The sequence below is a fragment of the Pseudomonas sp. S10E 269 genome, assembly GCF_002798465.1.
Classification (GTDB): Bacteria; Pseudomonadota; Gammaproteobacteria; order Pseudomonadales; family Pseudomonadaceae; genus Aquipseudomonas; species Aquipseudomonas pergaminensis.
Genome location: NZ_PHIJ01000001.1, coordinates 1,364,478 through 1,387,848 on the forward strand (window position 1 = coordinate 1,364,478; position 23,371 = coordinate 1,387,848).

22 protein-coding genes are annotated in these 23,371 nt (G+C 61.5%); 16 read left to right on the forward strand and 6 right to left on the reverse strand.

All coding sequences use genetic code 11. The annotated features are described in order from the left end of the window. Positions 1-59 precede the first annotated feature (59 nt). Entirely contained in the window at positions 60-2,159 is a 2,100-nt protein-coding gene (gene pta / locus CWC48_RS06455; RefSeq protein WP_025856577.1) for a phosphate acetyltransferase, read from the forward strand. Next, the gene (locus tag CWC48_RS06460; RefSeq protein ID WP_099494004.1) at positions 2,160-3,059 is read left to right on the forward strand and encodes an acyltransferase; all 900 of its coding nucleotides are present in this window, start codon (positions 2,160-2,162) and stop codon (positions 3,057-3,059) included. Positions 3,060-3,234: 175 nt separating this feature from the next. Here the strand turns inward: CWC48_RS06460 and cysN are convergent, their stop codons facing one another. From cysN to CWC48_RS06475, 3 genes are all read right to left on the reverse strand, one after another. Continuing rightward, positions 3,235-5,133, reverse strand: coding sequence for a sulfate adenylyltransferase subunit CysN (gene cysN, locus CWC48_RS06465; protein WP_078046804.1), 1,899 nt, complete (start codon positions 5,131-5,133; stop codon positions 3,235-3,237). Between the two features lie 9 nt (positions 5,134-5,142). After that, a complete protein-coding gene (cysD, locus tag CWC48_RS06470) occupies positions 5,143-6,060 on the reverse strand; it encodes a sulfate adenylyltransferase subunit CysD (RefSeq protein WP_005784641.1) in 918 nt (305 codons plus the stop codon). 135 nt (positions 6,061-6,195) lie between these two features. Then, the gene (locus CWC48_RS06475; protein ID WP_016977054.1) at positions 6,196-6,954 is read right to left on the reverse strand and encodes a Nif3-like dinuclear metal center hexameric protein; all 759 of its coding nucleotides are present in this window, start codon (positions 6,952-6,954) and stop codon (positions 6,196-6,198) included. 102 nt (positions 6,955-7,056) lie between these two features. On the opposite strand from CWC48_RS06475, the gene algW reads away from it, so the two are divergent. Together algW and CWC48_RS06485 are read left to right on the forward strand one after the other, a co-directional pair. Further along, on the forward strand, positions 7,057-8,211 hold the full coding sequence (gene algW / locus CWC48_RS06480) for a Do family serine endopeptidase AlgW (RefSeq protein WP_034102043.1): 1,155 nt from the start codon (positions 7,057-7,059) through the stop codon (positions 8,209-8,211). A 112-nt stretch (positions 8,212-8,323) separates the two neighbouring features. Then, positions 8,324-10,420, forward strand: coding sequence for a TonB-dependent siderophore receptor (locus CWC48_RS06485; RefSeq protein WP_100491520.1), 2,097 nt, complete (start codon positions 8,324-8,326; stop codon positions 10,418-10,420). Between the two features lie 123 nt (positions 10,421-10,543). Here the strand turns inward: CWC48_RS06485 and hemH are convergent, their stop codons facing one another. Both hemH and CWC48_RS06495 read right to left on the reverse strand, forming a co-directional pair. Continuing rightward, on the reverse strand, positions 10,544-11,569 hold the full coding sequence (hemH, locus tag CWC48_RS06490; protein WP_078046802.1) for a ferrochelatase: 1,026 nt from the start codon (positions 11,567-11,569) through the stop codon (positions 10,544-10,546). A 14-nt stretch (positions 11,570-11,583) separates the two neighbouring features. Beyond that, a complete protein-coding gene (locus CWC48_RS06495; RefSeq protein ID WP_078046801.1) occupies positions 11,584-12,483 on the reverse strand; it encodes a TIGR01777 family oxidoreductase in 900 nt (299 codons plus the stop codon). A gap of 210 nt (positions 12,484-12,693) precedes the next feature. Here CWC48_RS06495 and CWC48_RS06500 point away from each other — a divergent pair, with 210 nt between their 5' ends. The 12 genes from CWC48_RS06500 (at position 12,694) to CWC48_RS06555 (ending at position 22,677) form a co-directional block, all read left to right on the forward strand. After that, a complete protein-coding gene (locus CWC48_RS06500; protein WP_078046800.1) occupies positions 12,694-13,680 on the forward strand; it encodes an NAD(P)/FAD-dependent oxidoreductase in 987 nt (328 codons plus the stop codon). Beyond that, positions 13,677-13,892: a TIGR02450 family Trp-rich protein gene (locus CWC48_RS06505; protein WP_078046799.1), complete on the forward strand. Its 216-nt coding sequence runs from the start codon at positions 13,677-13,679 to the stop codon at positions 13,890-13,892. The genes CWC48_RS06500 and CWC48_RS06505 overlap by 4 nt, the downstream gene beginning before the upstream one ends. A 112-nt stretch (positions 13,893-14,004) precedes the next feature. Then, on the forward strand, positions 14,005-14,964 hold the full coding sequence (locus CWC48_RS06510; RefSeq protein ID WP_078046798.1) for a DUF523 and DUF1722 domain-containing protein: 960 nt from the start codon (positions 14,005-14,007) through the stop codon (positions 14,962-14,964). Between the two features lie 3 nt (positions 14,965-14,967). Beyond that, positions 14,968-15,897 (forward strand): MerR family transcriptional regulator, encoded by a 930-nt coding sequence (locus CWC48_RS06515; protein ID WP_078046797.1) that lies wholly within the window; start codon positions 14,968-14,970, stop codon positions 15,895-15,897. Beyond that, a complete protein-coding gene (gene phrB / locus CWC48_RS06520) occupies positions 15,898-17,343 on the forward strand; it encodes a deoxyribodipyrimidine photo-lyase (protein ID WP_078046796.1) in 1,446 nt (481 codons plus the stop codon). It begins immediately after the preceding gene. Beyond that, the gene (locus tag CWC48_RS06525) at positions 17,336-17,758 is read left to right on the forward strand and encodes a nuclear transport factor 2 family protein (RefSeq protein WP_078046795.1); all 423 of its coding nucleotides are present in this window, start codon (positions 17,336-17,338) and stop codon (positions 17,756-17,758) included. The genes phrB and CWC48_RS06525 overlap by 8 nt, the downstream gene beginning before the upstream one ends. Beyond that, positions 17,755-18,537 (forward strand): SDR family oxidoreductase, encoded by a 783-nt coding sequence (locus CWC48_RS06530; RefSeq protein ID WP_100491521.1) that lies wholly within the window; start codon positions 17,755-17,757, stop codon positions 18,535-18,537. The genes CWC48_RS06525 and CWC48_RS06530 overlap by 4 nt, the downstream gene beginning before the upstream one ends. Further along, a complete protein-coding gene (locus CWC48_RS06535; protein WP_100491522.1) occupies positions 18,534-19,781 on the forward strand; it encodes an NAD(P)/FAD-dependent oxidoreductase in 1,248 nt (415 codons plus the stop codon). The genes CWC48_RS06530 and CWC48_RS06535 overlap by 4 nt, the downstream gene beginning before the upstream one ends. After that, on the forward strand, positions 19,778-20,587 hold the full coding sequence (locus CWC48_RS06540; RefSeq protein ID WP_100491523.1) for a DUF1365 domain-containing protein: 810 nt from the start codon (positions 19,778-19,780) through the stop codon (positions 20,585-20,587). Before CWC48_RS06535 ends, CWC48_RS06540 begins: the two co-directional genes overlap by 4 nt. Further along, positions 20,574-21,845 carry a cyclopropane-fatty-acyl-phospholipid synthase family protein gene (locus tag CWC48_RS06545; RefSeq protein WP_078046791.1) on the forward strand — a complete coding sequence of 424 codons (1,272 nt, stop codon included), beginning with the start codon at positions 20,574-20,576 and terminating at the stop codon, positions 21,843-21,845. Before CWC48_RS06540 ends, CWC48_RS06545 begins: the two co-directional genes overlap by 14 nt. Further along, positions 21,838-22,317, forward strand: a complete 480-nt coding sequence (locus tag CWC48_RS06550) for a DUF2878 domain-containing protein (RefSeq protein ID WP_078046790.1) — start codon at positions 21,838-21,840, stop codon at positions 22,315-22,317. The genes CWC48_RS06545 and CWC48_RS06550 overlap by 8 nt, the downstream gene beginning before the upstream one ends. Positions 22,318-22,371: 54 nt before the next feature. Next, positions 22,372-22,677, forward strand: a complete 306-nt coding sequence (locus CWC48_RS06555; protein ID WP_034102020.1) for a YkgJ family cysteine cluster protein — start codon at positions 22,372-22,374, stop codon at positions 22,675-22,677. Positions 22,678-22,804: 127 nt separating this feature from the next. On the opposite strand, the gene CWC48_RS06560 is transcribed toward CWC48_RS06555, so the two are convergent. Next, complete coding sequence (locus CWC48_RS06560) at positions 22,805-23,323, reverse strand: acyloxyacyl hydrolase (protein ID WP_071491044.1); 519 nt, start codon at positions 23,321-23,323, stop codon at positions 22,805-22,807. Positions 23,324-23,371 lie beyond the last annotated feature (48 nt).

Genomic DNA, 23,371 nt, shown 5'->3' on the forward strand with positions numbered 1-23,371 from the left:
TCGCGGTAGACGCTCAGCCATAGAGCGCCACCCAAGCCATGCACCTCCAGAGAATTCGCATGCAGACTTTTTTTATCGCGCCCACCGATTTTGGTGTGGGTCTGACCTCCATCAGCCTTGGGCTGGTGCGTACCCTTGAGCGGGCCGGGCTGAAAGTCGGCTTTTTCAAGCCGATTGCCCAGCCACATCCCGGCGATACCGGCCCCGAGCGCTCCACCGAACTGGTGGCGCGCACCCACGGCCTCAAGCCGCCACAGCCCCTGGGCCTGGCCCATGTAGAGCGCATGCTCGGTGACGGCCAGCTCGACGAACTGCTCGAAGAAATCATCACGCTGTACCAGCAAGCGGCCGTGGGCAAGGACGTGCTGATCGTTGAAGGCATGGTGCCCACCCGCAGCGCCAGCTATGCGGCGCGGGTCAACCTGCACCTGGCCAAGAGCCTGGATGCGGAAGTGATCCTGGTGTCCGCCCCGGAAAACGAAGTGCTCACCGAGCTCTCCGGGCGCGTGGAACTGCAGGCCCAGCTGTTCGGCGGCCCGAAAGACCCGAAAGTACTCGGTGTGATCCTCAACAAGGTGCGCACCGACGAAAGCATGGAGGCTTTCTCGGCACGCCTCAAAGAACATTCGCCATTGTTGCGCAGCGGTGATTTCCGCCTGCTCGGCTGCATTCCCTACCAGCCGGAACTCAACGCGCCGCGCACCCGCGACGTCGCCGACCTGATGGGCGCGCAGATCCTCAACGCCGGCGACTACGAAACCCGGCGCATGACCAAGATCATCATTTGCGCCCGCACCATGCGCAACACCGTGGAGCTGCTCAAGCCCGGCGTGCTGGTGGTGACACCTGGCGACCGCGACGACATCATCCTCGCTGTCAGCCTGGCGGCGATCAACGGCGTGCCCCTGGCCGGCCTGTTGCTGACCAGCGACACCCTGCCCGACCCGCGCATCATGGAGTTGTGCCGTGGCGCCTTCCAGGCCGGGCTGCCCGTGCTATCAGTGAGCACCGGCTCCTACGACACCGCCAACCAACTCAACAGCCTCAACAAAGAAATCCCCATCGATGACCGCGAGCGTGCGGAGATCATCACCGACTTCGTCGCCAGCCACCTCGATGCGCGCTGGCTGCACCAACGCTGCGGCACGCCACGGGAAATGCGCCTGTCACCCGCAGTGTTCCGCTACCAGTTGATCCAGCGTGCCCAGGCGGCCAACAAACGCATCGTATTGCCCGAAGGCAGCGAGCCACTGACCGTGCAAGCCGCCGCCATCTGCCAGGCGCGGGGCATTGCCCGCTGCGTGCTGCTGGCCAAGCCGGCAGACGTGGAAGCCGTCGCCCGCGCCCAGGGCATCGAACTGCCCGAAGGCCTGGAGATTCTAGACCCGGACCTGATTCGCCAACGCTACGTCGAGCCGATGGTGGCGCTGCGCAAGAGCAAGAGCCTCAACGCGCCGATGGCCGAGCAGCAATTGGAAGACACGGTGGTGATCGCCACCATGATGCTCGCGCTGGATGAAGTGGACGGCCTGGTCTCCGGCGTCATTCACTCCACCGCTAACACCATCCGCCCTGCCCTGCAGCTGATCAAGACCGCGCCGGGCTGCACCCTGGTGTCGTCGGTGTTCTTCATGCTGTTCCCCGAACAGGTGCTGGTGTACGGCGACTGCGTGATGAACCCGCACCCGAGCGCCGCCGAACTGGCGGAGATTGCCCTGCAAAGCGCCGACTCGGCGGCCGCGTTCGGCATCACCCCGCGGGTGGCGATGATCAGCTATTCCAGCGGTGACTCGGCCAGCGGCGAAGAAGTGGAAAAAGTCCGCGAAGCCACCCTGCTCGCCCACGAGCAGCAAAGCTCGCTGCTGATCGACGGGCCGCTGCAATACGACGCTGCCGCCAACGAGAACGTGGCCCGGCAACTGGCCCCCAACAGCCAGGTCGCCGGCAAGGCTACAGTGTTTGTGTTCCCCGACCTCAACACCGGCAACACCACGCACAAGGCCGTGCAGCGCAGCGCCGATTGCGTAAGCCTGGGGCCAATGCTCCAGGGCCTGCGCAAGCCGGTCAACGACCTGCCGCGTGGCGCCCAGGTAGACGACATCGTGTACACCATCGCGCTCACCGCGATCCAAGCCGCCAACCGACCTATGGATATCTAAATGCTGGATTTTCTACCTGCCGCCGTGCGCGGGGTGATCGCTTCGCTGTTGCTGGCGCTGAACACGATCCTGCTGTGTTCGTTCCTGTTTATCGTGGCGCTGTTCAAGGCGCTGCCATTTGCCAAGCGTTTCAGCGAATGGCTGATGAACCACACCCATGAGGCGTGGGTGACCAACAACAAGGGCTGGATGAACCTGGTACGCCGCACCCGCTGGCACCTGACCGGGCTTGAAGGCCTTGATTACCAGCACTCGTACCTGGTGACCAGCAACCACCAGAGCTGGGTCGACATCATGGTGTTGCAATACGTGCTGAACCGCCGGATTCGCCCGCTGAAATTCTTCCTCAAGCAGGAGCTGATCTGGGTGCCGGTGATTGGCCTGGCGTGGTGGGCGCTCGGCTTTCCGTTCATGAAGCGCTACACCAAGGCCTACCTGGAAAAACACCCGGAAAAGAAAGGCAAGGACCTGGAAACCACCCGTAAGACCTGTGCGAAGTTTCGCGACAACCCGGTGGGCATTTTCAACTTTGCCGAGGGCACACGGTTTACCCCAGGCAAGCATGCGCAGCAGAAGTCGCCGTTTCGCTACCTGCTCAAGCCCAAGGCTGGCGGCATTGCGTTTGTGCTGGATGCCATGGGCGAGCAGTTGAAGTCACTGGTAAACGTGACCATTCACTACCCGGCCGGGCGTCCTGGGTATTGGGATTTGCTGTGTGGGAATGTGAAGGATGTGGTGGTGCAGTTCGAAGAAGTGCAGATCCCGGCCGCGTTCATTGGCAAGAATTATGAGCAGGATGGGGAGTATCGGACGGCGTTCCAGGGCTGGATCAATCGGTTGTGGGAAGACAAGGACCAACTGCTGGAAAAGCTGCACAAAGACTTCCCAGGTAAACAGTGATCAAAATGTGGGAGCGGGCTTGCCTGCGAAAGCGGTGGATCTGTTGTAAATATATTAACTGGCAGACCGCTATCGCAGGCAAGCCAGCTCCCACATTGGCAGTGTGCACATTTGTTAATATGTAAAAAGCCCGCCACCGATCACTCGGTGGCGGGCTTTTTTGTGGCCGCGAGGGTTAGATCGCGCCGCGCTGGCGCAACAACTCCAGCACTTGCTTGACGCTCTCTTCCAGCGACAGGGCCTGGGTGTCGATGACCAGGTCGGCATTCAACGGCACGTCATACGGGAAGGACTCGCCCGGGATGTTATCCCCACCGGCAGCGTACAAGCCCTGCGGATCACGCTCGGCGCACACCAGCGGCGACGCTTGCACGTAGACGGTCAGCAGGCGGTCAGCGCCGATCAGCGCCTTGGCCTGTTCACGGCCTTCGGCATCCGGCGCCACAAAGGCAGCCAGGGTCAGCAGGCCGGCTTCGTTGAACTGGCGTGCCACGTGAGCGGCACGACGCCAGTTCTCGGTGCGACCGGCGCGGTCCTGCGGCAAGCCCTTGTTCAGGTCGTGACGCAGGTTCTGGCCATCCAGCACGAACACCGCACGGCCCATGTCGAAAAGCTTGCGCTCGACCGCGTAGGCCAAGGTGCTCTTGCCAGCGCCCGACAGGCCGCTGAACAACACGGTAGCCGGTTGCTGACCAAAGCGCAGTGCGCGCTCTTCGGTGGCGACGTGAGCCAGCTTGCCGTGCTGCGCCGAGCTGCCGTGGGTGACCGGTGGTGCGATGATCATGCCCGCCGCCACGGTGCCGTTGGTCAGGCGGTCGATGACAATGAACGCGCCAGTGGTGCGGTTGCTGTCGTAACCGTCCAGGGCGATGGCCGCGTCGAGACTGACCTTGACCCGGCCGATCTCGTTCAACTGCAGCGAACTCGCCGGGCCTTCGGCCAGGGTGTTCACATCCACGCGGTGCACGATGCTGGTGATGGAACCCGGCACGTAGCTGGTGGCGCGCTTGATGTCGTATTTTTTGCCCGGCAGCATCGGCTCTTCCGCCATCCACACCAGCATGGCGTCGAAGGCATCGGTCACTTGCGGCACATTGTCGGCATGCACCAGCAGGTCGCCACGGGAGATGTCGATCTCGTCTTCCATGGTCAGGGTCACGGCCTGGCCTGGGCCGGCGTGTTCCAGCTCACCTTCAAAGGTGACGATGGATTTGACGCGGCTGCTCTTGCCCGACGGCAGCACCACGACTTCGTCGCCCTTGTGTACGATGCCGCTGGCCAAGGTGCCGGCAAAACCACGGAAGTTCAGGTTCGGACGGTTGACGTACTGCACCGGGAAACGCAGGTCGGTGTAGTTGCGGTCGTTGGCGATCTCGACGGTTTCGAGGATCTCCATCAGCGACTGGCCGGTGTACCAGGGCGAACGCTCGCTCTTGTTCACCACGTTGTCGCCTTTGAGCGCCGACATCGGCACGAACGCCAGGGTGCTCGGCTTGAAGGCAATCCCGTCGGCGAACTTCAGGTAATCGGCCTTGATCTGCTCGAATACGCTCTGGTCGAAGCCATTGATGTCCATCTTGTTGACGGCCACCACGATGTGCTTGATGCCCAGCAACGAGGCGATAAAGCTGTGGCGACGGGTCTGGGTCTGCACGCCGTAGCGCGCGTCAATCAGGATGATCGCCAGGTCACAGGTAGAGGCACCGGTGGCCATGTTGCGGGTGTACTGCTCATGGCCGGGGGTGTCGGCGATGATGAATTTGCGTTTGGCGGTGGAGAAGTAGCGGTAGGCAACGTCGATGGTGATGCCTTGCTCACGCTCGGCCTGCAGGCCGTCGACCAGCAGTGCCAGGTCGATATCATCGCCCGTGGTGCCGGACTTCTTCGAATCGCGGGTGATGGCTTCCAGGTGATCTTCGTAGATCATCTTGGAGTCGTGCAGCAGGCGCCCAATCAGGGTGCTCTTGCCGTCGTCGACGTTGCCACAGGTCAGGAAGCGCAACATTTCCTTGCGCTCGTGCTGGCCCAGGTAGGCGAGGATGTCCTCGCTGATCAAATCAGATTGATGCGACATGACAGCCCCTTAGAAATAGCCTTGACGTTTTTTATCTTCCATCGAGCCTGCACCATCGTGGTCGATGACACGGCCCTGGCGCTCGGAAGTTCGCGTCAGGAGCATTTCCTGAATGATGTCCGTCAGCGTCTCGGCTTCGGACTCCACCGCGCCCGTCAACGGGTAGCAGCCAAGGGTACGGAAACGTACTTTCTTTTTGACGATTCGGGCTTTGTCTTCGTCGGACAGGTGCTCAAGGATGCGGTCGTCGTCGATCATGATCAACGTGCCGTTCTTCTCGATCACTTCACGCTCGGCGGCGAAGTACAGCGGCACGATCGGGATGCCTTCGAGATAGATGTACTGCCAAATGTCCAGCTCGGTCCAGTTGGACAGCGGGAACACGCGGATGGACTCACCCTTGTTGACGTTGCCGTTGTAGACATTCCACAACTCGGGGCGCTGGTTTTTTGGGTCCCAGCGGTGTTTGCTGTCGCGGAACGAGTACACGCGCTCTTTGGCGCGGGATTTCTCTTCATCGCGACGGGCGCCGCCAAAGGCCGCGTCGAAACCATGCTTGTCCAGGGCCTGCTTGAGGCCTTCGGTCTTCATGATGTCGGTGTGCTTGGCGCTGCCGTGGGTGAAGGGGTTGATGCCCTGCGCCACGCCGTCCGGGTTCACGTGGGTGATCAAGTCCAGGCCCAGCTCCTCGACCATCTTGTCGCGGAACTTGTACATCTCCTGGAATTTCCAGCGGGTGTCGACGTGCATCACTGGGAACGGCAGTTTGCCCGGGAAAAAGGCCTTGCGTGCCAGGTGCAGCATCACGGCGGAGTCTTTACCGATCGAGTAGAGCATCACCGGGTTGTCGAACTCGGCGGCGACCTCGCGGATGATGTGGATGCTTTCCGCCTCCAGCTGTTTCAGATGCGTCAGTTTGTCGACCATGGTTACTCACGGAAAAACGATCTTATGGACGGCCAGCGGGCCGTGTTCGAGCGGGGCATGCTAGCACAGCACCTGCTTCTATTCAGGGAGCCATCTAGATCGAAACGGTATATGAATATGCCCTCAGGTTTGGCCTCAAATCGGGTTGGGGCAATCGATGAACAGATGCTCCAGGGCAAAGCGCCGCGCCAGGTAATCGCCCAGGGCCTGTACGCCGTAGCGCTCGGTGGCGTGGTGGCCGGCGGCGATGAAGCTGATGTCGTTTTCGCGGGCGCTGTGAAAAGTTTGCTCGGAGGCTTCACCGCTCAGGTACAGGTCGACACCGGCCGCAATCGCGTCGTCGATGTAGCCCTGGCCACCGCCGGTGCACCAGCCGACACGGCGGATCATTTCGCTGCCTTCGATCAGCAGCGGTTCACGGCCCATGACCTCCTGCACACGGCGGGCGAAATCACGGGGTGACAGGGGCTCGGCGAGGGAGCCGACCAGTCCGACGATCTTGGGGTTGCTCGGGTCCAGCGGGCCTTCGACGGTGATATCCAACTGACGGGCAAGTTGCACGTTATTACCAACGTCGGGATGCAAGTCCAACGGCAGATGGTAGGCCAACAGGCTGATGTCGTGCTTGAGCAGCGTCTTGAGGCGACGCTGCTTCATCCCGGTGATGCAGGGGTTTTCGCCTTTCCAGAAATAGCCGTGGTGCACCAGGATCAAATCGGCCTGGGCTTCGACGGCAGCATCCAGCAAGGCCTGGCTGGCGGTCACGCCGCTGACGATGCGCATCACTTGAGGGCGGCCCTCGACCTGCAGGCCATTGGGGCAATAATCGGCAATTTTTGCACTGCCGAGGTAGCGGTCCGCTTCCTCGACGAGGGTGGTAAGGGGGACGGCCATAAAAGACTCCTAAATATCCCGTTCGAAGGCGCTCGCAGCCTCGTATAATGCGCGACATTATGGGCGCTCTCCCGCCCCCTGCAACCTGTCAGGACTTACTTGATGCTCAAGGCGCTGCGTTTTTTTGGATGGCCATTGTTGGCTGGCGTGCTGATCGCGATGTTGATTATTCAGCGTTTCCCGGAGCTGGTGGGTCTTCCCAGCCTTGATGTAAACCTGCAGCAGGCGCCGCAGAGCAACGCGGTGGTGCAAGGCCCGGTGACCTATGCCGACGCGGTCACCATTGCCGCCCCGGCGGTGGTCAACCTGTACACGACCAAGGTCATCAACAAACCGGCGCACCCGCTGTTTGAAGACCCGCAGTTCCGCCGCTACTTCGGCGACAACGGGCCCAAGCAGCGGCGCATGGAGTCCAGCCTGGGTTCCGGGGTGATCATGAGCCCCGAAGGCTACATCCTCACCAACAACCACGTGACCACCGGCGCCGACCAGATTGTAGTGGCCCTGCGCGACGGTCGCGAAACCCTGGCCCGTGTGGTGGGCAGCGACCCGGAAACCGACCTCGCAGTCCTGAAGATCGACCTCAAGAGCCTGCCTTCGATCACCCTCGGCCGTTCCGACGGTTTGCGCGTGGGCGATGTGGCGCTGGCCATCGGCAACCCGTTCGGCGTGGGCCAGACCGTGACCATGGGCATCATCAGCGCCACCGGGCGTAACCAGCTGGGCCTTAACAGCTACGAAGATTTCATCCAAACCGACGCGGCGATCAACCCGGGCAACTCCGGCGGTGCGCTGGTGGATGCCAATGGCAACCTGACCGGTATCAACACGGCGATTTTCTCCAAGTCCGGCGGCTCCCAGGGCATCGGCTTTGCGATCCCGGTGAAGCTGGCGATGGAAGTGATGAAGTCGATCATCGAGCACGGCCAGGTAATCCGCGGCTGGTTGGGGATTGAAGTGCAACCGTTGACCAAGGAGCTGGCCGAGTCGTTTGGCTTGACCGGACGCCCAGGCATCGTGGTCGCTGGGATCTTCCGCGACGGCCCGGCACAGAAAGCCGGCCTGCAACTGGGGGATGTGATCCTCAGCATCAACGGTGAACCGGCCGGTGATGGCCGCAAGTCGATGAACCAGGTGGCGCGGATCAAGCCGACCGATAAGGTCGCGATCCAGGTGATGCGCAACGGCAAAGAGATCAAGTTGCTGGCGGAAATCGGCCTGCGTCCGCCACCTGCACCGGTCAAGGAAGAGGAATAACCCCTCGCACACAGGTGCTCGTACGCGGGCATCTGTAAGCTGATATTTCAAAGCAATTCATTCTCATTGGTCATGTTATATTGTTTCAGTATCGTTATTGGAACGCTCTATCATGCCGTCTCGAAGAACCGCCCCCTTGGCTGGCCTGGCCTTGGGTTTACTGCTCGACCCCGCCTTCGCCGAAGAAAACACCCTGGAACTCGACACCATCAGCGTCACCACCGACGCTTATGAGTCCGCGACCTCTCCGGTGAAGGGCTACCGCGCCACCCGCTCTGCCAGCGCAACCAAAACCGACACCGCCCTTCGTGATATCCCACAGTCCATCAGCGTGATTCCCGCCACGGTGCTCAAAGACCTGGGCAGCAGCAACGTGGAGCGCGCCCTGGAGTTTGCCGGCGGCGTGTCCAAGCAGAACAACTTCGGTGGCCTGACACTCTACGAATACAGCGTGCGCGGCTTTACCACGTCGGAGTTCTATCAGGACGGCTTCAGCGCTAACCGTGGCTACCCGAGCACACCGGACGCGGCGAACATCGAGCGCATCGAAGTGCTCAAAGGGCCCGCCGCCAGCCTGTATGGCCGTGGCGATCCTGGCGGCACGGTGAATATCGTCACCAAGAAGCCCCAGCCTGAAGCCTTCACCACCCTGCAAACCAGCGCCGGCAGTTGGGACCGTTATCGCACGGCCATTGACGTCAACACCCCGCTGGACAGCGAAGGCAAGGTGCTGACTCGGGTCAACCTGGCGGTAGAAGACAACCACAGCTTCCGCGACCACGTGCAAAGCAAGCGGGTATTCGTCGCGCCTTCGTTCAGTTGGCAACTGGACCCGGACACCAGCCTGTTGGTGGAAAGCGAGTTCGTGCGCCACAGCTCCACCTTCGACCGCGGCATTGTCGACGCCAGCGGCGTATCCCGCTCCACCTTCCTCGGCGAACCCAACGATGGCGATATCGACAACCACAACAACCGTATTCAGGCGACCCTCGAACACCACCTCAACGACGCCTGGAAACTGCGTCTGGCCAGCCACTACAAGCAAGGCAGCCTGTGGGGCGACGCCTCGGAAAACCGCGCGCTGAATGCCGACGGCCACACCATAGACCGCCGCTACCGCGAACGCTCCACGGGCTGGCACGACAGCATCACCCAGCTTGAACTGCGGGGAATGTTCGATATCGGCAGTTGGCAGCACGAGTTGCTGATCGGTACCGAATACGAGGACTACCGCAAGAAAGAACGCGTCACTGCGATTGGCGGTAGCCGCTACCCCATCGACATCTACAACCCGGTCTACGGCCAACCCAAACCCAACGGCGCGCGCTCCGGCACTGACTTCTTCGAACAGACCAAAAGCCAAGCGCTGAACCTGCAGGACCAGATCCTCTTCACCGACCGTCTGCGCGGCATGGTCGGCGCGCGTTTCGAACATGTCGAGCAAAGCCTCGACGATTTCACCCGCAACCACGCCAAGAGCAAGCAGACCCACGACGCCCTTACCCAGCGCGCCGGCCTGCTCTATCAGCTCACACCGCAAGTCGGGGTGTTCGCCAATGCCTCAACGTCGTTCAAGCCCAATAGCGGCCTGGACGCCAACAACAAATCCTTCAAGCCCGAAGAAGGCGTGGGCTACGAAGTCGGAATCAAGAGCGAGCTGTTCGACGACCGCCTCAGCGCGACACTGGCGGCATTTCATATCGAAAAGGAAAACGTGCTCACCCTCGACCCGGCCACCAATCTCAACCGTGCAGCGGGCAAAGCCCGTAGCCAGGGCCTGGACCTGCAACTGACCGGGCAAGTGACCGATGCCGTGCGGGTGATTGGCGCGTTTGCCTACATCGACGCCGAAGTGACCAAGGGCGATAAGGCCATCCCTGCTGGCAGCCGGATCCTTGGCGTGGCCAAGCGCAGCGGCAGCCTGTTAGGGGTGTATGAATTCCAGGACGGCGCATTGCGCGGCTCGGACCTGGGTGCGGCGTTTACCTATGTGGGTGATCGCTCCGGTGAGGCCGGCACGGGTTTTGAGCTGCCGGCCTACCACACCGTTGATCTGCTGGCCCATTACAAGGCTACGGACAACGTCACTGTGGGGCTGAACCTCAACAACCTGTTCGATGAGAAGTACTACGAGCGGTCGTACAGCAACTATTGGATCAACCCCGGTGAACCGCGTAACTTCACGGTCAGCCTGACCCTCAACCTGTAATGCGGTAAAAACTGTGGGAGCGGGCTTGCTCGCGAATGCGGTGTTTCAGTCACTGATTACTTGACTGATCCACCGCATTCGCGAGCAAGCCCGCTCCCACAGGTTGATTTTCACTTGGTTCGGTTAGAGCGCTGTCGGCGCGCGCTCGCACAAGGTATTCAACGCCTTCGCCCACTGCGGGTCATCATTCAGGCACGGCACCAATACCAACTCTTCCCCCCCAGCCTCGCGGAACTGCTCGAGCCCACGATCGCCGATTTCCTCCAGCGTCTCGATGCAGTCGGCGACAAACGCCGGGCACATCACCAGCAGCTTCTTCACGCCTTGCTTAGCCAGGGCTTCCAGGCGCGCCTCGGTGTAGGGTTCGATCCATTTGGCGCGGCCCAGGCGTGACTGGAACGCCACCGACCATTTATCTTCCGGCAAGCCCAGTCGTTCAGCAAAATCGCGGGCGACGCTGAAACATTGCGCGCGATAGCAGGTTTTCAAAACCTCAGGCGAGGCGTTCTTGCAGCAGTCGGCATCCTTGAAGCAATGCTGGCCTGTCGGGTCGAGCTTGGTCAGATGACGCTCTGGCAGGCCGTGGAAACTCAGCAGCAGGTGATCGTAATCCTGCTCCACATAGGAGCGGACACTCGCCGCGAGCGCATCGAGGTATTCCGGCTGGTCGTAGAACGGCGGCAAGATCGAGAACTGCACGCTCAGCTTCTTATCACGTACAACCCGCTTGGCCTCTTCAATCACCGTGGTCACAGTGCTGTCGGCGAACTGCGGGTACAGCGGCGCCAGTGTGACTTTACGGATGCCCTGGGTGGCGAGGCGGGTCAGCACGCTTTCAATCGACGGCTCGCCGTAGCGCATCGCCAATTCCACCGGGCCTTGGGTCCACTGCGCAGTCATCTGCTGTTGCAGGCGGCGACTGAGCACCACCAGCGGCGAGCCTTCGTCCCACCAGATCGAGGCGTAGGCGTGGGCCGACTGCTCGGGACGCTTGATCAGGATCAACGACACCAGCAGACGCCGCACCGGCCACGGCAGGTCGATCACATAAGGGTCCATCAGGAACTGATTAAGGTAGCTGCGCACATCGGCCACCGACGTGGACTTTGGCGAGCCGAGGTTGACCAGTAACAACGCGTGATCCGTCATGCAACATCCTATCTCTAGAGGCGGCTGGACAAGTCGTCCAGAGCCGCGCGCAACTCAGTGAACTGGAAAGTGAAACCGGCGGCCAGCAAGCGTTCGGGCACCGCCTTCTGCCCACCCAGCAACAGGCCGGACAACTCGCCCAGGCCCACCTTCAACGCGAAGGCCGGCATCGGCATGAACGCCGGGCGATGCAACACCTGGCCCAGGGTTTTCGCAAACTCGCGATTGCGCACCGGGTGTGGCGCGCAGGCATTATAAGGACCGCTGGCGTCAGGCTTGTGCAGAAGAAAATCAATCAGGGCGATTTGATCCTTGATATGCACCCACGGCATCCACTGCCGACCATTGCCGATAGGCCCGCCCAGCGCCAGTTTGAACGGCAACAACAGCCGCGACAAAAAGCCGCCCTGCGCCGCCAGCACCAGGCCGGTACGCACCAGCACCACGCGTATGCCCAGGGCTTCGGCGCGCTGGGCGGTTTCTTCCCAGGCGATGCACAACTGGCTGGGGAAATCGTCCTGCACCGGGCCGCTGGCTTCAGTCAACTCGCGCTCGCCGCCGTCGCCGTACCAGCCCACCGCCGAGCCCGAAACCAACACCGCTGGTTTTTGCGCCAGGGTTTCCAGCCATGCCAGCAGGGTTTCAGTCAGGCTGATGCGGCTGCTCCACAACAGCGCCTTGCGCTTGTGGGTCCAAGGGCGATCAGCGATGGGCGCGCCAGCAAGGTTAATGACCGCGTCGACCGGGCCGATAACCTCTTGCAGGCTGGCAACACCCGCTACCTGCTCGCCGCACAGCTTGGCGACCTGGTCCGGATGACGGCTCCACACCGTCAAGCGATGGCCCTGGGCAAGCCAGTGCTGGCAGAGTTGACGGCCGATCAGGCCTGTACCGCCGGTCAGCAAAATGTGCATGGGATCTTCCTCATGTAACGTTCGCCGCCCATCACTGGTCTATTTTATAAGCAGGGACCGATTTGAACGGGCGTAACGTTGGATTAAGCCTCTGCTTTAACCATAGGCCACGCCCTAAGAACAGGTAAGCCAAAACTTATACCAAAAAACAATATTGTACAGCTATTGGTGTCGGCGTAGTCTGTACCCAACGGTAAAACGAGGCCTCCCATGACTGTTCCCATCGCGATCATCGGCACCGGCATCGCCGGTCTCTCCGCCGCCCGAGCGTTACGAGACGCGGGGCACGTTGTACAACTTTTCGATAAAAGCCGCGGCAGTGGTGGCCGCATGTCCAGCAAGCGCAGTGATGCCGGCTCCCTGGACATGGGCGCGCAATACTTCACTGCCCGCGACCGGCGCTTCGTCAACGAAGTGCAGCGCTGGCAAAGCAACGGTTGGGCCGAGCAATGGAAGCCCCAGCTGTACAACTTCAAGTCTGGCCAGCTCACTCCCTCCCCCGATGAACAGATCCGCTGGGTCGGCACGCCGCGCATGAGCGCAATCACCCGCGCCCTGCTCGATGACCTGCCGGTGGAGTTCGGTTGCCGTATCACCGAGGTATTCCAAGGTAAACAGCACTGGAACCTGCTGGATGCCGACGGCGAAAACCACGGCCCCTTCAGCCACGTGATCATCGCCACTCCGGCGCCCCAGGCCACTGCCCTGCTGGCTGCCGCCCCCAAGCTGGCAAGTGCCGCCGCCGGAGTGAAAATGGACCCGACCTGGGCCATCGCCCTGGCGTTCGATAAACCGCTGGATACGCCCATGGAAGGCTGCTTCGTACAGGACAGCCCTCTCGACTGGCTGGCACGCAACCGCAGCAAACCGGGGCGCGACACCACCCTCGACACCTGGGTGCTGCATGCCACCAGCGCGTGGAGCAAGGCGCACCTGGACCTGTCCAAAGAGGCGGTGATCGAGCACCTGCACGGCGCCTTCGCCGAGCTGCTGCACAGCGCCATGCCCGCACCATCGTTCAGCCTTGCACACCGCTGGCTCTACGCGCGCCCGTCCAGCAGCCACGAATTCGGCGTACTGGCCGATGCCGACCTGGGCCTGTACGTGTGTGGCGACTGGTGCCTGTCGGGACGCGTGGAAGGCGCTTGGCTCAGCGGCCAGGAAGCCGCGCGACGCTTGATCGAACACCTGCAATGAACCGCATCAATCCCGCCAAGTTGCTGCTGTCGAAATGGACAGCAGCGCGTCCAGTGAACAAAGAAAAACACTTCCTGGTCACCGAGCTGTTTCGTGACGAAGAAGGCACCGTGCTGGAAATCGAACTGCAGGCTGTCATGACCCACCGCAGCGAACGCCTGCCCTGGCAAACCCTGCAGGACATCGACACCTGGAAAATCGGCTGGAAATAGCCTGCGCGCAAAACTTGTACAAATAATTTGACTTGTACAGCATCGAACCTATGATGAGATTTAGTTGTACAAGATTCTAGTCTTGTACAGGAATCTTGCAGAGGGTTCGCGTATGTCCAGCACCACCAAACCGAAGATCGCCATCAGCGCCTGCCTGTTGGGCGAGAACGTGCGCTTCAACGGCGGCCATAAACAATCCCTGCTGTGCAGCCAGACCCTCGCCGACTATTTCGACTTTGTGCCACTGTGCCCCGAAGTCGCCATTGGCCTGGGTATTCCGCGCGAACCCATCCGCCTGGTGGGCGACCCTGCCAACCCGCAAGCGGTCGGCACTGTGCACCGCGAGTTGAACGTCACCCAGCCTCTGGACGATTACGGCCAACAGATGGCGGCAGAGCACACTGACCTGTGCGGGTACATCTTCATGCAGAAGTCACCGTCCTGCGGCCTGGAGCGGGTCAAGGTGTACCGCGACAACGGCACCCCGGTGGACGGCGGCGGGCGTGGTATCTACGCCCAGGCCTTTTGTGCCCGCCACCCCAACCTGCCGGTGGAAGAGGACGGTCGGCTGAACGACCCCGTGCTGCGTGAAAACTTCCTGACCCGCGTATTCGTGTACGCCAGCTGGCAAAAACTGCTGGCCGAAGGCCTGACCCGTCATCGCCTGCTGGCCTTTCATTCGCGCTACAAATACTTGTTGATGGCCCACAGCCCGGCGCACTACAAAAGCCTCGGTCACCTGCTGGGCAGCATGACCAAGGGCGCCAACCTGGATGAGTTGGCCAATGGCTATTTCAGTGAGTTGATGACCGGCCTGACCAAATGCGCTACCCGAGGCACCCACACCAATGTGCTGCAACACATCAGTGGCTACCTCAAGCAAGCCATAAGCGCCGACGACAAACAGGAAATGCAAACCGTCATCGGCCAGTACCGCCACGGCATCGTGCCATTGGTGGTGCCGATGACCCTGCTCAAGCACCACTTTCGCCAACACCCGGACCGCTATATCGCGCAGCAGGCCTACCTGCAACCGCACCCGGAAAACCTCAGCCTGCGAAATGCGATCTAGACCATGAAAGCTGCCCTGCTAGACGAACCCGGCGAAGACATCGCCCAAGCCCTCGAGGACGGTTGGCTGCCGATCCGCGAAGTGGCGCGCCAGACCGGCGTCAACGCCGTGACCCTGCGCGCCTGGGAACGCCGTTACGGCCTGATCGTGCCCCAGCGCACGCCCAAGGGTCATCGACTGTTCAGCGCCGAACATGTCCAACGTATCCACACCATTCTCACTTGGCTCAATCGCGGCGTGCCGGTCAGCCAGGTCAAGGGCCTGATCGACTCCGCCCAAGCCCTTCCCGATGGCGGCGAAAATGAATGGCACACCCTGCGCCAGAACCTGGTGCAAGCCATCAGCGAATTGACCGAGCGCCGGGTCGACGATGCCTTCAACCAGGCCATGGCGCTGTACCCGCCGCGCACCTTGTGCGAGCAATTGTTGCTGCCGTTGCTCCAGGAGCTGGAACAGCGTTGGCAGGGCCAATTCGGCGCACAGATGGAGCGGGTGTTTTTCATGTCCTGGCTGCGCAGCAAATTCGGTGCACGCATCTACCACAACAACCGCCAGTTACACGGCGCGCCCTTGTTGCTGGTGAATCAATCAGACCTGCCGCTGGAGCCGCACCTGTGGCTCAGCGCCTGGCTGGCCAGCAGTGCCGACTGCCCGGTAGAAGTCTTCGACTGGCCGCTGCCCGCCGCTGAACTGGCCCTGGCGGTGGAACACCTGCAACCGCGCGCCGTGCTGCTGTATTCGAGCAAGGCCCTCCACTTGTCAGCTTTCGCCAAACTTCTCAGCGGTATCCAATGCCCTACGTTAATAGTCGGACCAACGGTATGCATCCACCAGGCCGAGTTGACTGTATTAAGCCGTGACATCCCTCAATTGTTCAGCGCCGAAGAGCCGTTGTCGGCCCACCAGCTACTGATCCAGCGTGGACTCGTTTAAATGCATCTGATCTGGCTGCGCACCGACCTGCGCCTACACGACAACACCGCCCTGGCCGCCGCAAGCCAGCGAGGCCCGATTGCGGCGGTGTACCTGATCACGCCCGAACAATGGCTGGCCCACGACGATGCGCCGTGCAAAGTGGATTTCTGGCTGCGCAACCTGCAGGTGCTGAGCAAAACGCTCGGCGAGCTGAACATTCCCCTGCTGATCCGCACCGCAGCCACCTGGGATCAGGCGCCCGACGTGCTGAGCCAGCTGTGCCACGAGCTGTCGGTGGCGTCGGTGCACGTCAACGAGGAATACGGCATCCACGAAAGCCGTCGCGATGCGGCCGTCGCCAAGGCCTTGGAAGCACAAGGCGTGAGCTTTCACAGCTACCTGGACCAACTGTTCTTCCAGCCCGGCAGCGTTCTGACCAAAACCGGTACGTATTTCCAGGTGTTCAGCCAGTTTCGCAAGGTCTGCTACACCCGCCTGCACAGCGCCCTGCCCCGCAGGGTCGCGGCGCCAAAAGCGCAGGCTGCGCTCACGCTCAAAAGCGATCCGGTGCCCACGGCAGTCGACGGTTTCGAGCCGCCCAGCGAGGCCCTGCGGGCGCTGTGGCCGGCGGGTGAGGACGAGGCCCGTCGCCGTCTCGATGCCTTTGCCGATCAGCAAATCAGTTACTACAAGGACGAGCGCGACTTCCCCGCCAAACCCGGCACTAGCCAGCTCTCCGCCTACCTTGCGGCGGGCGTGGTTTCGCCGCGCCAGTGCCTGCATGCCGCACTGCAAACCAATGGCGGCGAATTCGAAAGCGGCGACATGGGCGCCATCACCTGGATCAACGAGTTGCTGTGGCGCGAGTTCTACAAGCACATTCTGGTGGGCTACCCCAGGGTATCGCGCCACCGCGCGTTCCGCCCCGAGACCGAAGCCGTGGCCTGGCGCAACGCACCGAAGGACCTCGCTGCCTGGCAGGAAGCCCGCACCGGCCTGCCGATTATCGATGCCGCCATGCGCCAACTGCTGGAAACCGGCTGGATGCATAACCGCCTGCGTATGGTGGTGGCGATGTTTCTGACCAAGAACCTGCTGATCGACTGGCGCGAAGGCGAGCGCTTCTTTATGCGTCACCTGATCGACGGCGACCTGGCGGCGAACAATGGCGGCTGGCAGTGGAGCTCATCCACCGGCACCGACTCGGCGCCGTACTTCCGGATTTTCAGCCCGTTGAGTCAGTCGGAGAAATTTGACGCTGAAGGCGTGTTTATCAAGCACTGGCTGCCGGAACTGGCCGCGCTGAATAAAAAGGATGTACACAACCCCGAAGCCGCCGGCGGCTTGTTCGGCGTGACTGACTACCCGCGCTCGATCGTCGACCTGAAAAAATCCCGTGAACGTGCGCTGGCCGCCTTCCGCAGCCTGCCCTCGCGCCAGGCCGCAGGGGGTGAGTATGAGTGACTTCCTGCGCCGCTTCGCCCAGGCCTTTGCCACGCTGGACAAGCACAACCTGCACCTGCTCGACAGTCTGTACAGCCAAGACATCGCCTTTGCCGACCCGTTGCACGAAGTCCACGGCTTGCCTGCCATGCACCGTTACTTCGCCGACCTGTATAGCAACGTCAGCCAGTTGCGCTTTGACTTCCACAGTTTCGACCAGGTCGCCGAAGGCGAGGGTTACCTGCGCTGGAAGATGAGTTTTTGCCACCCGCGCCTGGCCAACGGTAAGGTGATCCGGGTGGAAGGCTGCTCGCACTTGATGTGGCGTGACAAGGTGTACCGCCACCGCGATTATTTCGATGCCGGCGCCATGCTATATGAACACTTGCCTGTGCTGGGCAACGTTATCAGTTGGCTGAAAAGGAGAATGGGATGAGCCTGACACCGCCCCGCCGTTATTGGCTGACTGGCGCCAGCAGTGGCATCGGTGCCGCGTTGGCCGTGGAACTGCTCAACAGCGGCGCCCATGTGGCGCTCAGCTCGCGCACCAAAGGACCGCTGGAGGCACTCGCTCAGCGTTTCCCCGGCCAGGTATTAGTGGTGGCCGGCGACCTGACCAACAGCCAGACCGTGCGTGAGATCGGCGAGCATATCGGCGTGGTCTGGGGGTCACTGGACACGGTGATCCTCAATGCCGGTACCTGTGAGTATGTGGACGCGCGGCAGTTTGATTCATCGATCATCGAGCACGTGGTGCGCACCAACCTGTTGGCCAGCAGTTATTGCATCGAAGCCGCCCTGCCACTGTTGCGCGCCGGAAAAACGCCGCACCTGGTGGGTGTCGCCAGCGCCGTCACCTACCTGCCCATGCCGCGCGCCGAAGCTTATGGCGCCTCCAAGGCGGGCCTACGCTACCTGTTCGAATCCCTGCGCATCAGCCTGTCGCCGGAAAATATCGACGTGACCGTGATCAGTCCGGGCTTCGTCGATACGCCACTGACCGAACGCAATGACTTCCCCATGCCGCTCAGTTGGTCGGCAGACAAAGCCGCACGGCACATCTTCGCCAAGCTGGAAGAACGTCCGCTGGAGATCGCCTTTCCCGCCCTGTTTATCGCCGCCCTCTGGCCGCTGTCGAAACTGCCGAACCGCGCACAACTGATCATCGGCAAGCGCATGCTGCGCAGCCCGCCGCCGAAAAAGGACGACCTGTGAAGATCGCCATCATCGGCAGCGGCATTGCGGGGCTGACCAGCGCCTACCTGCTCAGCCGCCGTCATGACATCACCCTGTTCGAAGCGGGTGACCGCATCGGCGGGCACACCCATACCGTCAACGTGACGGTCGAGGGTAAGCGCTACGCGGTAGACACCGGTTTTATCGTGTTCAACGACTGGACCTACCCCAATTTCATCCGCCTGTTGGGGCAGATCGGCGTGACGTTCAAACCCACTGAAATGAGCTTTTCGGTGTGCGACGAAAACACTCGGTTCGAGTACAACGGCAACAACCTCAACAGCCTGTTTGCCCAGCGGCGCAACATCCTGTCGCCGGGGTTCTGGGGCATGTTGCGTGACATCCTGCGCTTCAATCGCGAGGCACCGCTGGACCTGCAAGAGCAACGCATCAGCGCCGACATGACCTTGGGGGATTACCTCGAAGCGAAAGGATATGGCCCGCGGTTTATCCTGCATTACATCGTGCCGATGGGTGCCGCGATCTGGTCGATGTCCTTGGTGGACATGCTCAAGTTTCCCTTGCAGTTCTTCGTGCGGTTTTTCAAGAACCACGGGCTGCTCTCGGTGAATAACCGGCCACAGTGGTGTGTGATCGAGGGCGGCTCAAGCAGCTATATCGAACCCCTGACCCACAGCTTTCGCGAACAGATCCGACTCGACTGCCCGGTGCATCTGGTGGAGCGCGATGCAGAGGGCGTGGTAGTGCACAGTGCCGCCGGCACCGAGGCCTTCGACAAGGTGGTGTTTGCCTGCCACAGCGACCAGGCGCTGGCGTTGCTCGGTGACCCCAGCCAGGCCGAGCAGCATATATTGGGCGCACTGCCCTACGCCGACAATGATGTGGTGTTGCACACCGACACGCGCCTGTTACCCGAGCGCAAACTGGCCTGGGCCAGCTGGAACTACCGGCTCAACGCCAACCGGCAGACGCAGGCGGCGGTCACCTACGACATGAACATCCTGCAAGGCATCGACAGTGACACCACGTTCTGCGTCAGCCTCAACCAGACGCAAATGATCAACCCGCTGAAGATTCTTGCCCGCTACACCTATGCCCATCCGCAATACAGCCTGGCGGCGGTAGCGGCGCAGGCGCGTCGCGACGAAATATCCGGCGTGCTCCATACCTATTACTGCGGCGCCTACTGGGCCAATGGTTTTCACGAAGACGGCGTGGTCAGCGCCCTGCACGTGGCCCAGGCGTTTGGAGAAACCCTGTGAACAGCGCCCTGTACAGCGGCTGGATTGCCCACCGCCGGTTTGCGCCCAAGGCCCACGCCTTTCGCTACCGCATCGGCTTGCTGTACCTGGACCTGAGCGAAGAACACGAAGTAATGGGGTTGTCGCCCCTGGCCGGGCGCAGCCGCCTGGCCCCCTTTGGTTTTCGTCAGCAGGACTACCTGCGTGAATTGACGCGCACCGGCATGAGCTTGAGCGATGCCGTGCGCCAGGAAGTCGGCAAGGCACTGGGGCATACACCCCTGGGCGTAATCTGCCTACTGACCCAGGCCCGCAGTTGGGGCCTGGCTTTTAACCCCGTGAGTTTCTTCTACTGCTTCGAGGCCGACGGACGTCTGGCCGCGATCCTGTGTGAAGTGACCAACACCCCATGGCGCGAGCGCTACCACTATGTGCTGCCAGCCCAGGCCTTGAGTGCGGATGAGCATCAGCATTTTGCCGTGGCCAAGGCCTTCCATGTGTCGCCGTTCTTGCCACGCGACCTGGAATACCGCATGAGCTTCAGCCCGCCCGCTGCCCGGCTCGGCGTGCACATGGCCGACTGGCAGGGCACGCAAAAAGTCTTCGACGCCACCTTGAGCCTGCAAAAAGAACCGCTCAACCGCGCCAGCCTGCATCGCTACCTGTGGCGCTTCCCCTGGATGACCGCCAAGACCTGCCTCGCGATCTACTGGCAGGCCATGCGCCTCTTGCTCAAACGCACACCGATTTTTTCCCACCAGGCCGCCGATGGCGCCTCTCGCACCGCAGTCGGGTATACCAAGGATCGCCGCCATGAAATCCCCTAGCTTATCGGTCAAGGGCAACCGCCTGAACGTCAATGGCATGACCGCCGCGCTGTTGCGCAAGGCGGTACTGCGTCAACTCAGCCAGCTGCGCCATGGCCAGCTGGTGGTGATCGAGGAGGGCGAGCGACAGGTATTCGGCGCACGGGAAGCGCACTTGCTGGGGGAAATCCAGATCGTCGATTCAGCCGTGTGGGGCCTGGTGGCGGCCAACGGTTCCATCGGCGCCGGCGAGGCGTTTATCCACGGCTACTGGACCAGCCCGGACCTGACCGCCGTTGTGCGCGTAATGGTCAGCAACCTGGACGTACTCGACGCAATGGAAGGTGGCCTGGCGCGCCTGGCGCGGCCGTTCACCCAGGGGCTGCATTGGCTCAACCGCAATACGCGCAAGGGCTCGCAGAAAAACATCGCCGCCCACTATGACCTCGGCAATGACTTGTTCGAGGAATTCCTCGACCCGACCATGATGTATTCGGCGGCGCAATTCCTGACCCCGGACGACACCCTGGAGCAAGCGCAGCTGAACAAACTGGAACGCATCTGCCAAAAGCTCGCCCTCAAGCCCACCGACCACCTGCTGGAGATCGGTACCGGCTGGGGCAGCATGGCGCTCTATGCCGCGCAGCATTACGGTTGCAAGGTCACCACCACGACCTTGTCCAAGGAACAGTTCGCCTACACCGCACAACGCATCGCGGCCTTGGGGCTGCAAGACCAGGTCACGCTGTTGCTGCAGGATTATCGCGACCTTACCGGCCAATATGACAAGCTGGTGTCCATTGAGATGATCGAGGCGGTGGGCCATCGCTTCCTGCCGACCTACTTCAAACAGTGCGCGCGCTTGCTCAAGAGCGACGGCCTGATGTTGCTGCAAGCCATCACCATTCGTGAGCAACGCTTTGAACAGGCCAAGCGCAGCGTGGACTTTATCCAGCGCTACATCTTCCCCGGCGGCGCCCTGCCCTGCGTGCAGAACATGCTGCACATCGTCAGCCGCGATACCGATATGAACCTGCTGCACATGGAGGATTTTGGCCTGCATTACGCGCGAACCCTGCGCCTGTGGCATGAGAATTTTCGCCGCGCCCACGGTCGCCTCGCCGAACTGGGCTACGACGAGTATTTCCTGCGCCTGTGGGAGTTTTACCTGTGTTACTGCGAGGGTGGCTTCATGGAGCGCACCATCGGCACGGCGCAATTGCTGCTGGCCAAACCTTCGGCGATCAACCCGCCGCTGCTCGGTCGCTTCAGTGCTTAAGACCCTGGCCAACGCCGCGCTCTTTCAGTGCGGCTGGTTTGCCTGCGTGCTCGGCGGTGACAGTGCATGGTTATTCGTGGGGCTGGCGGTGCTGGCCGTTCATCTGTTGTGGATAAGTTCGTGGGCCGCAGACGCCAGGCTGATCCTCAGTGTCACCGTCGTGGGTACGCTATTGGACACTGCGTTGCGCACGCTGGGCGTGTTTCAGTTCACCGAGCCGGGCCCGCTGATTCCCTTCTGGTTGATCCTGTTGTGGGCGTTGCTGGCGACGACGTTGCGCCATTGCCTGGCCTGGAGCGCCCGCCCCTGGTGGCGTGCGGCGGTACTGGGCGCATTCGGCGGCCCGCTTTCCTACTACGCCGGCAGCCAATTGGCGGGGGTGCAGTTTGGTTATGGCCTCGCCCCCACGATGGCGGCGCTGGCGCTGCTGTGGGCCTTGGTATTTGTGGGGTTGCATCGGTTGGCGCGTTGACGTCTGTCAGTCGTTTCACACCTGCGTCACCCGCTTGCCTTACACTGCGCGTCTATGACCAACATCCCCCACACTCAAATCGCCGAACCCACCGTCACCTGCTCGACGTGCGCGGCCTGCTGCTGCCAGCTGGAAGTGATGCTGATCACCGACACGGGCGTGCCAGAGCGTTATATCGACACCGATGACTGGGGCGGCGAAGTGATGCTGCGCCTGGACGACGGCTGGTGCGCGGCGCTGGATCGGGACACGATGATGTGCACGATCTACGAGCGACGCCCGCTGATTTGCCGGGAGTTCGAGATGGGAGCACCGGAGTGCCTGACCGAGCGCGAAGGGATTGCGACGGCCTACCGCTGATCGTTTGGTGAGTGGAGCTCTAAATGTGGGAGCGGGCTTGCTCGCGAAAGCGGTGTGTCAGTCAAACATGTAGCGACTGTTACACCGCTTTCGCGAGCAAGCCCGCTCCCACAAGGGTTCTCCCGTGTTACAGCGGCAAGGTGTAGTGCAACGAGTAACTCTCTACCCCATCGTTATTACTGCTGATGCCCGCATTGGAATAATGCGTGGCACGAATGCCCACCTCATGCCCACCCGCGAAGCGCAGGCCAAAGCCCAGGCGGTCTTCGAACTGGAAGGCCTGGCCGATGTTGTTGTCTTCCAGCTTGGTGCGCGAGAACACCGCCACCCCGATCCCAGCCTCGATGTAAGGCTTCACCGATTCGCCGGCAAACTCATACACAAAAACTGGCGAGAACGACAGGCTGCTGGCGCTGGCGCGCTTGTCGCCATCCCAATAGGTGTAGGCACCGCTCCAGTAACCGGTCAGTCGACCGGTATCGCTTTGCCACCAGCTTTTGTCCCAGTCCGATGTCAGCCCCAGCCGATAGGTCATGGTCGAATCGCTCGTGCTCCCCACACCGAACTCCAGGCCGGCGGCCTGTGCCGAAACAGAGTGCCCCACTACAGCGGCCGCAATCGCGGCCAAACAGAACAAGCGCTTCATAAGAAACATCCTTTCCAAACGAAGTTATAGAATTTTTTACAGGCAATC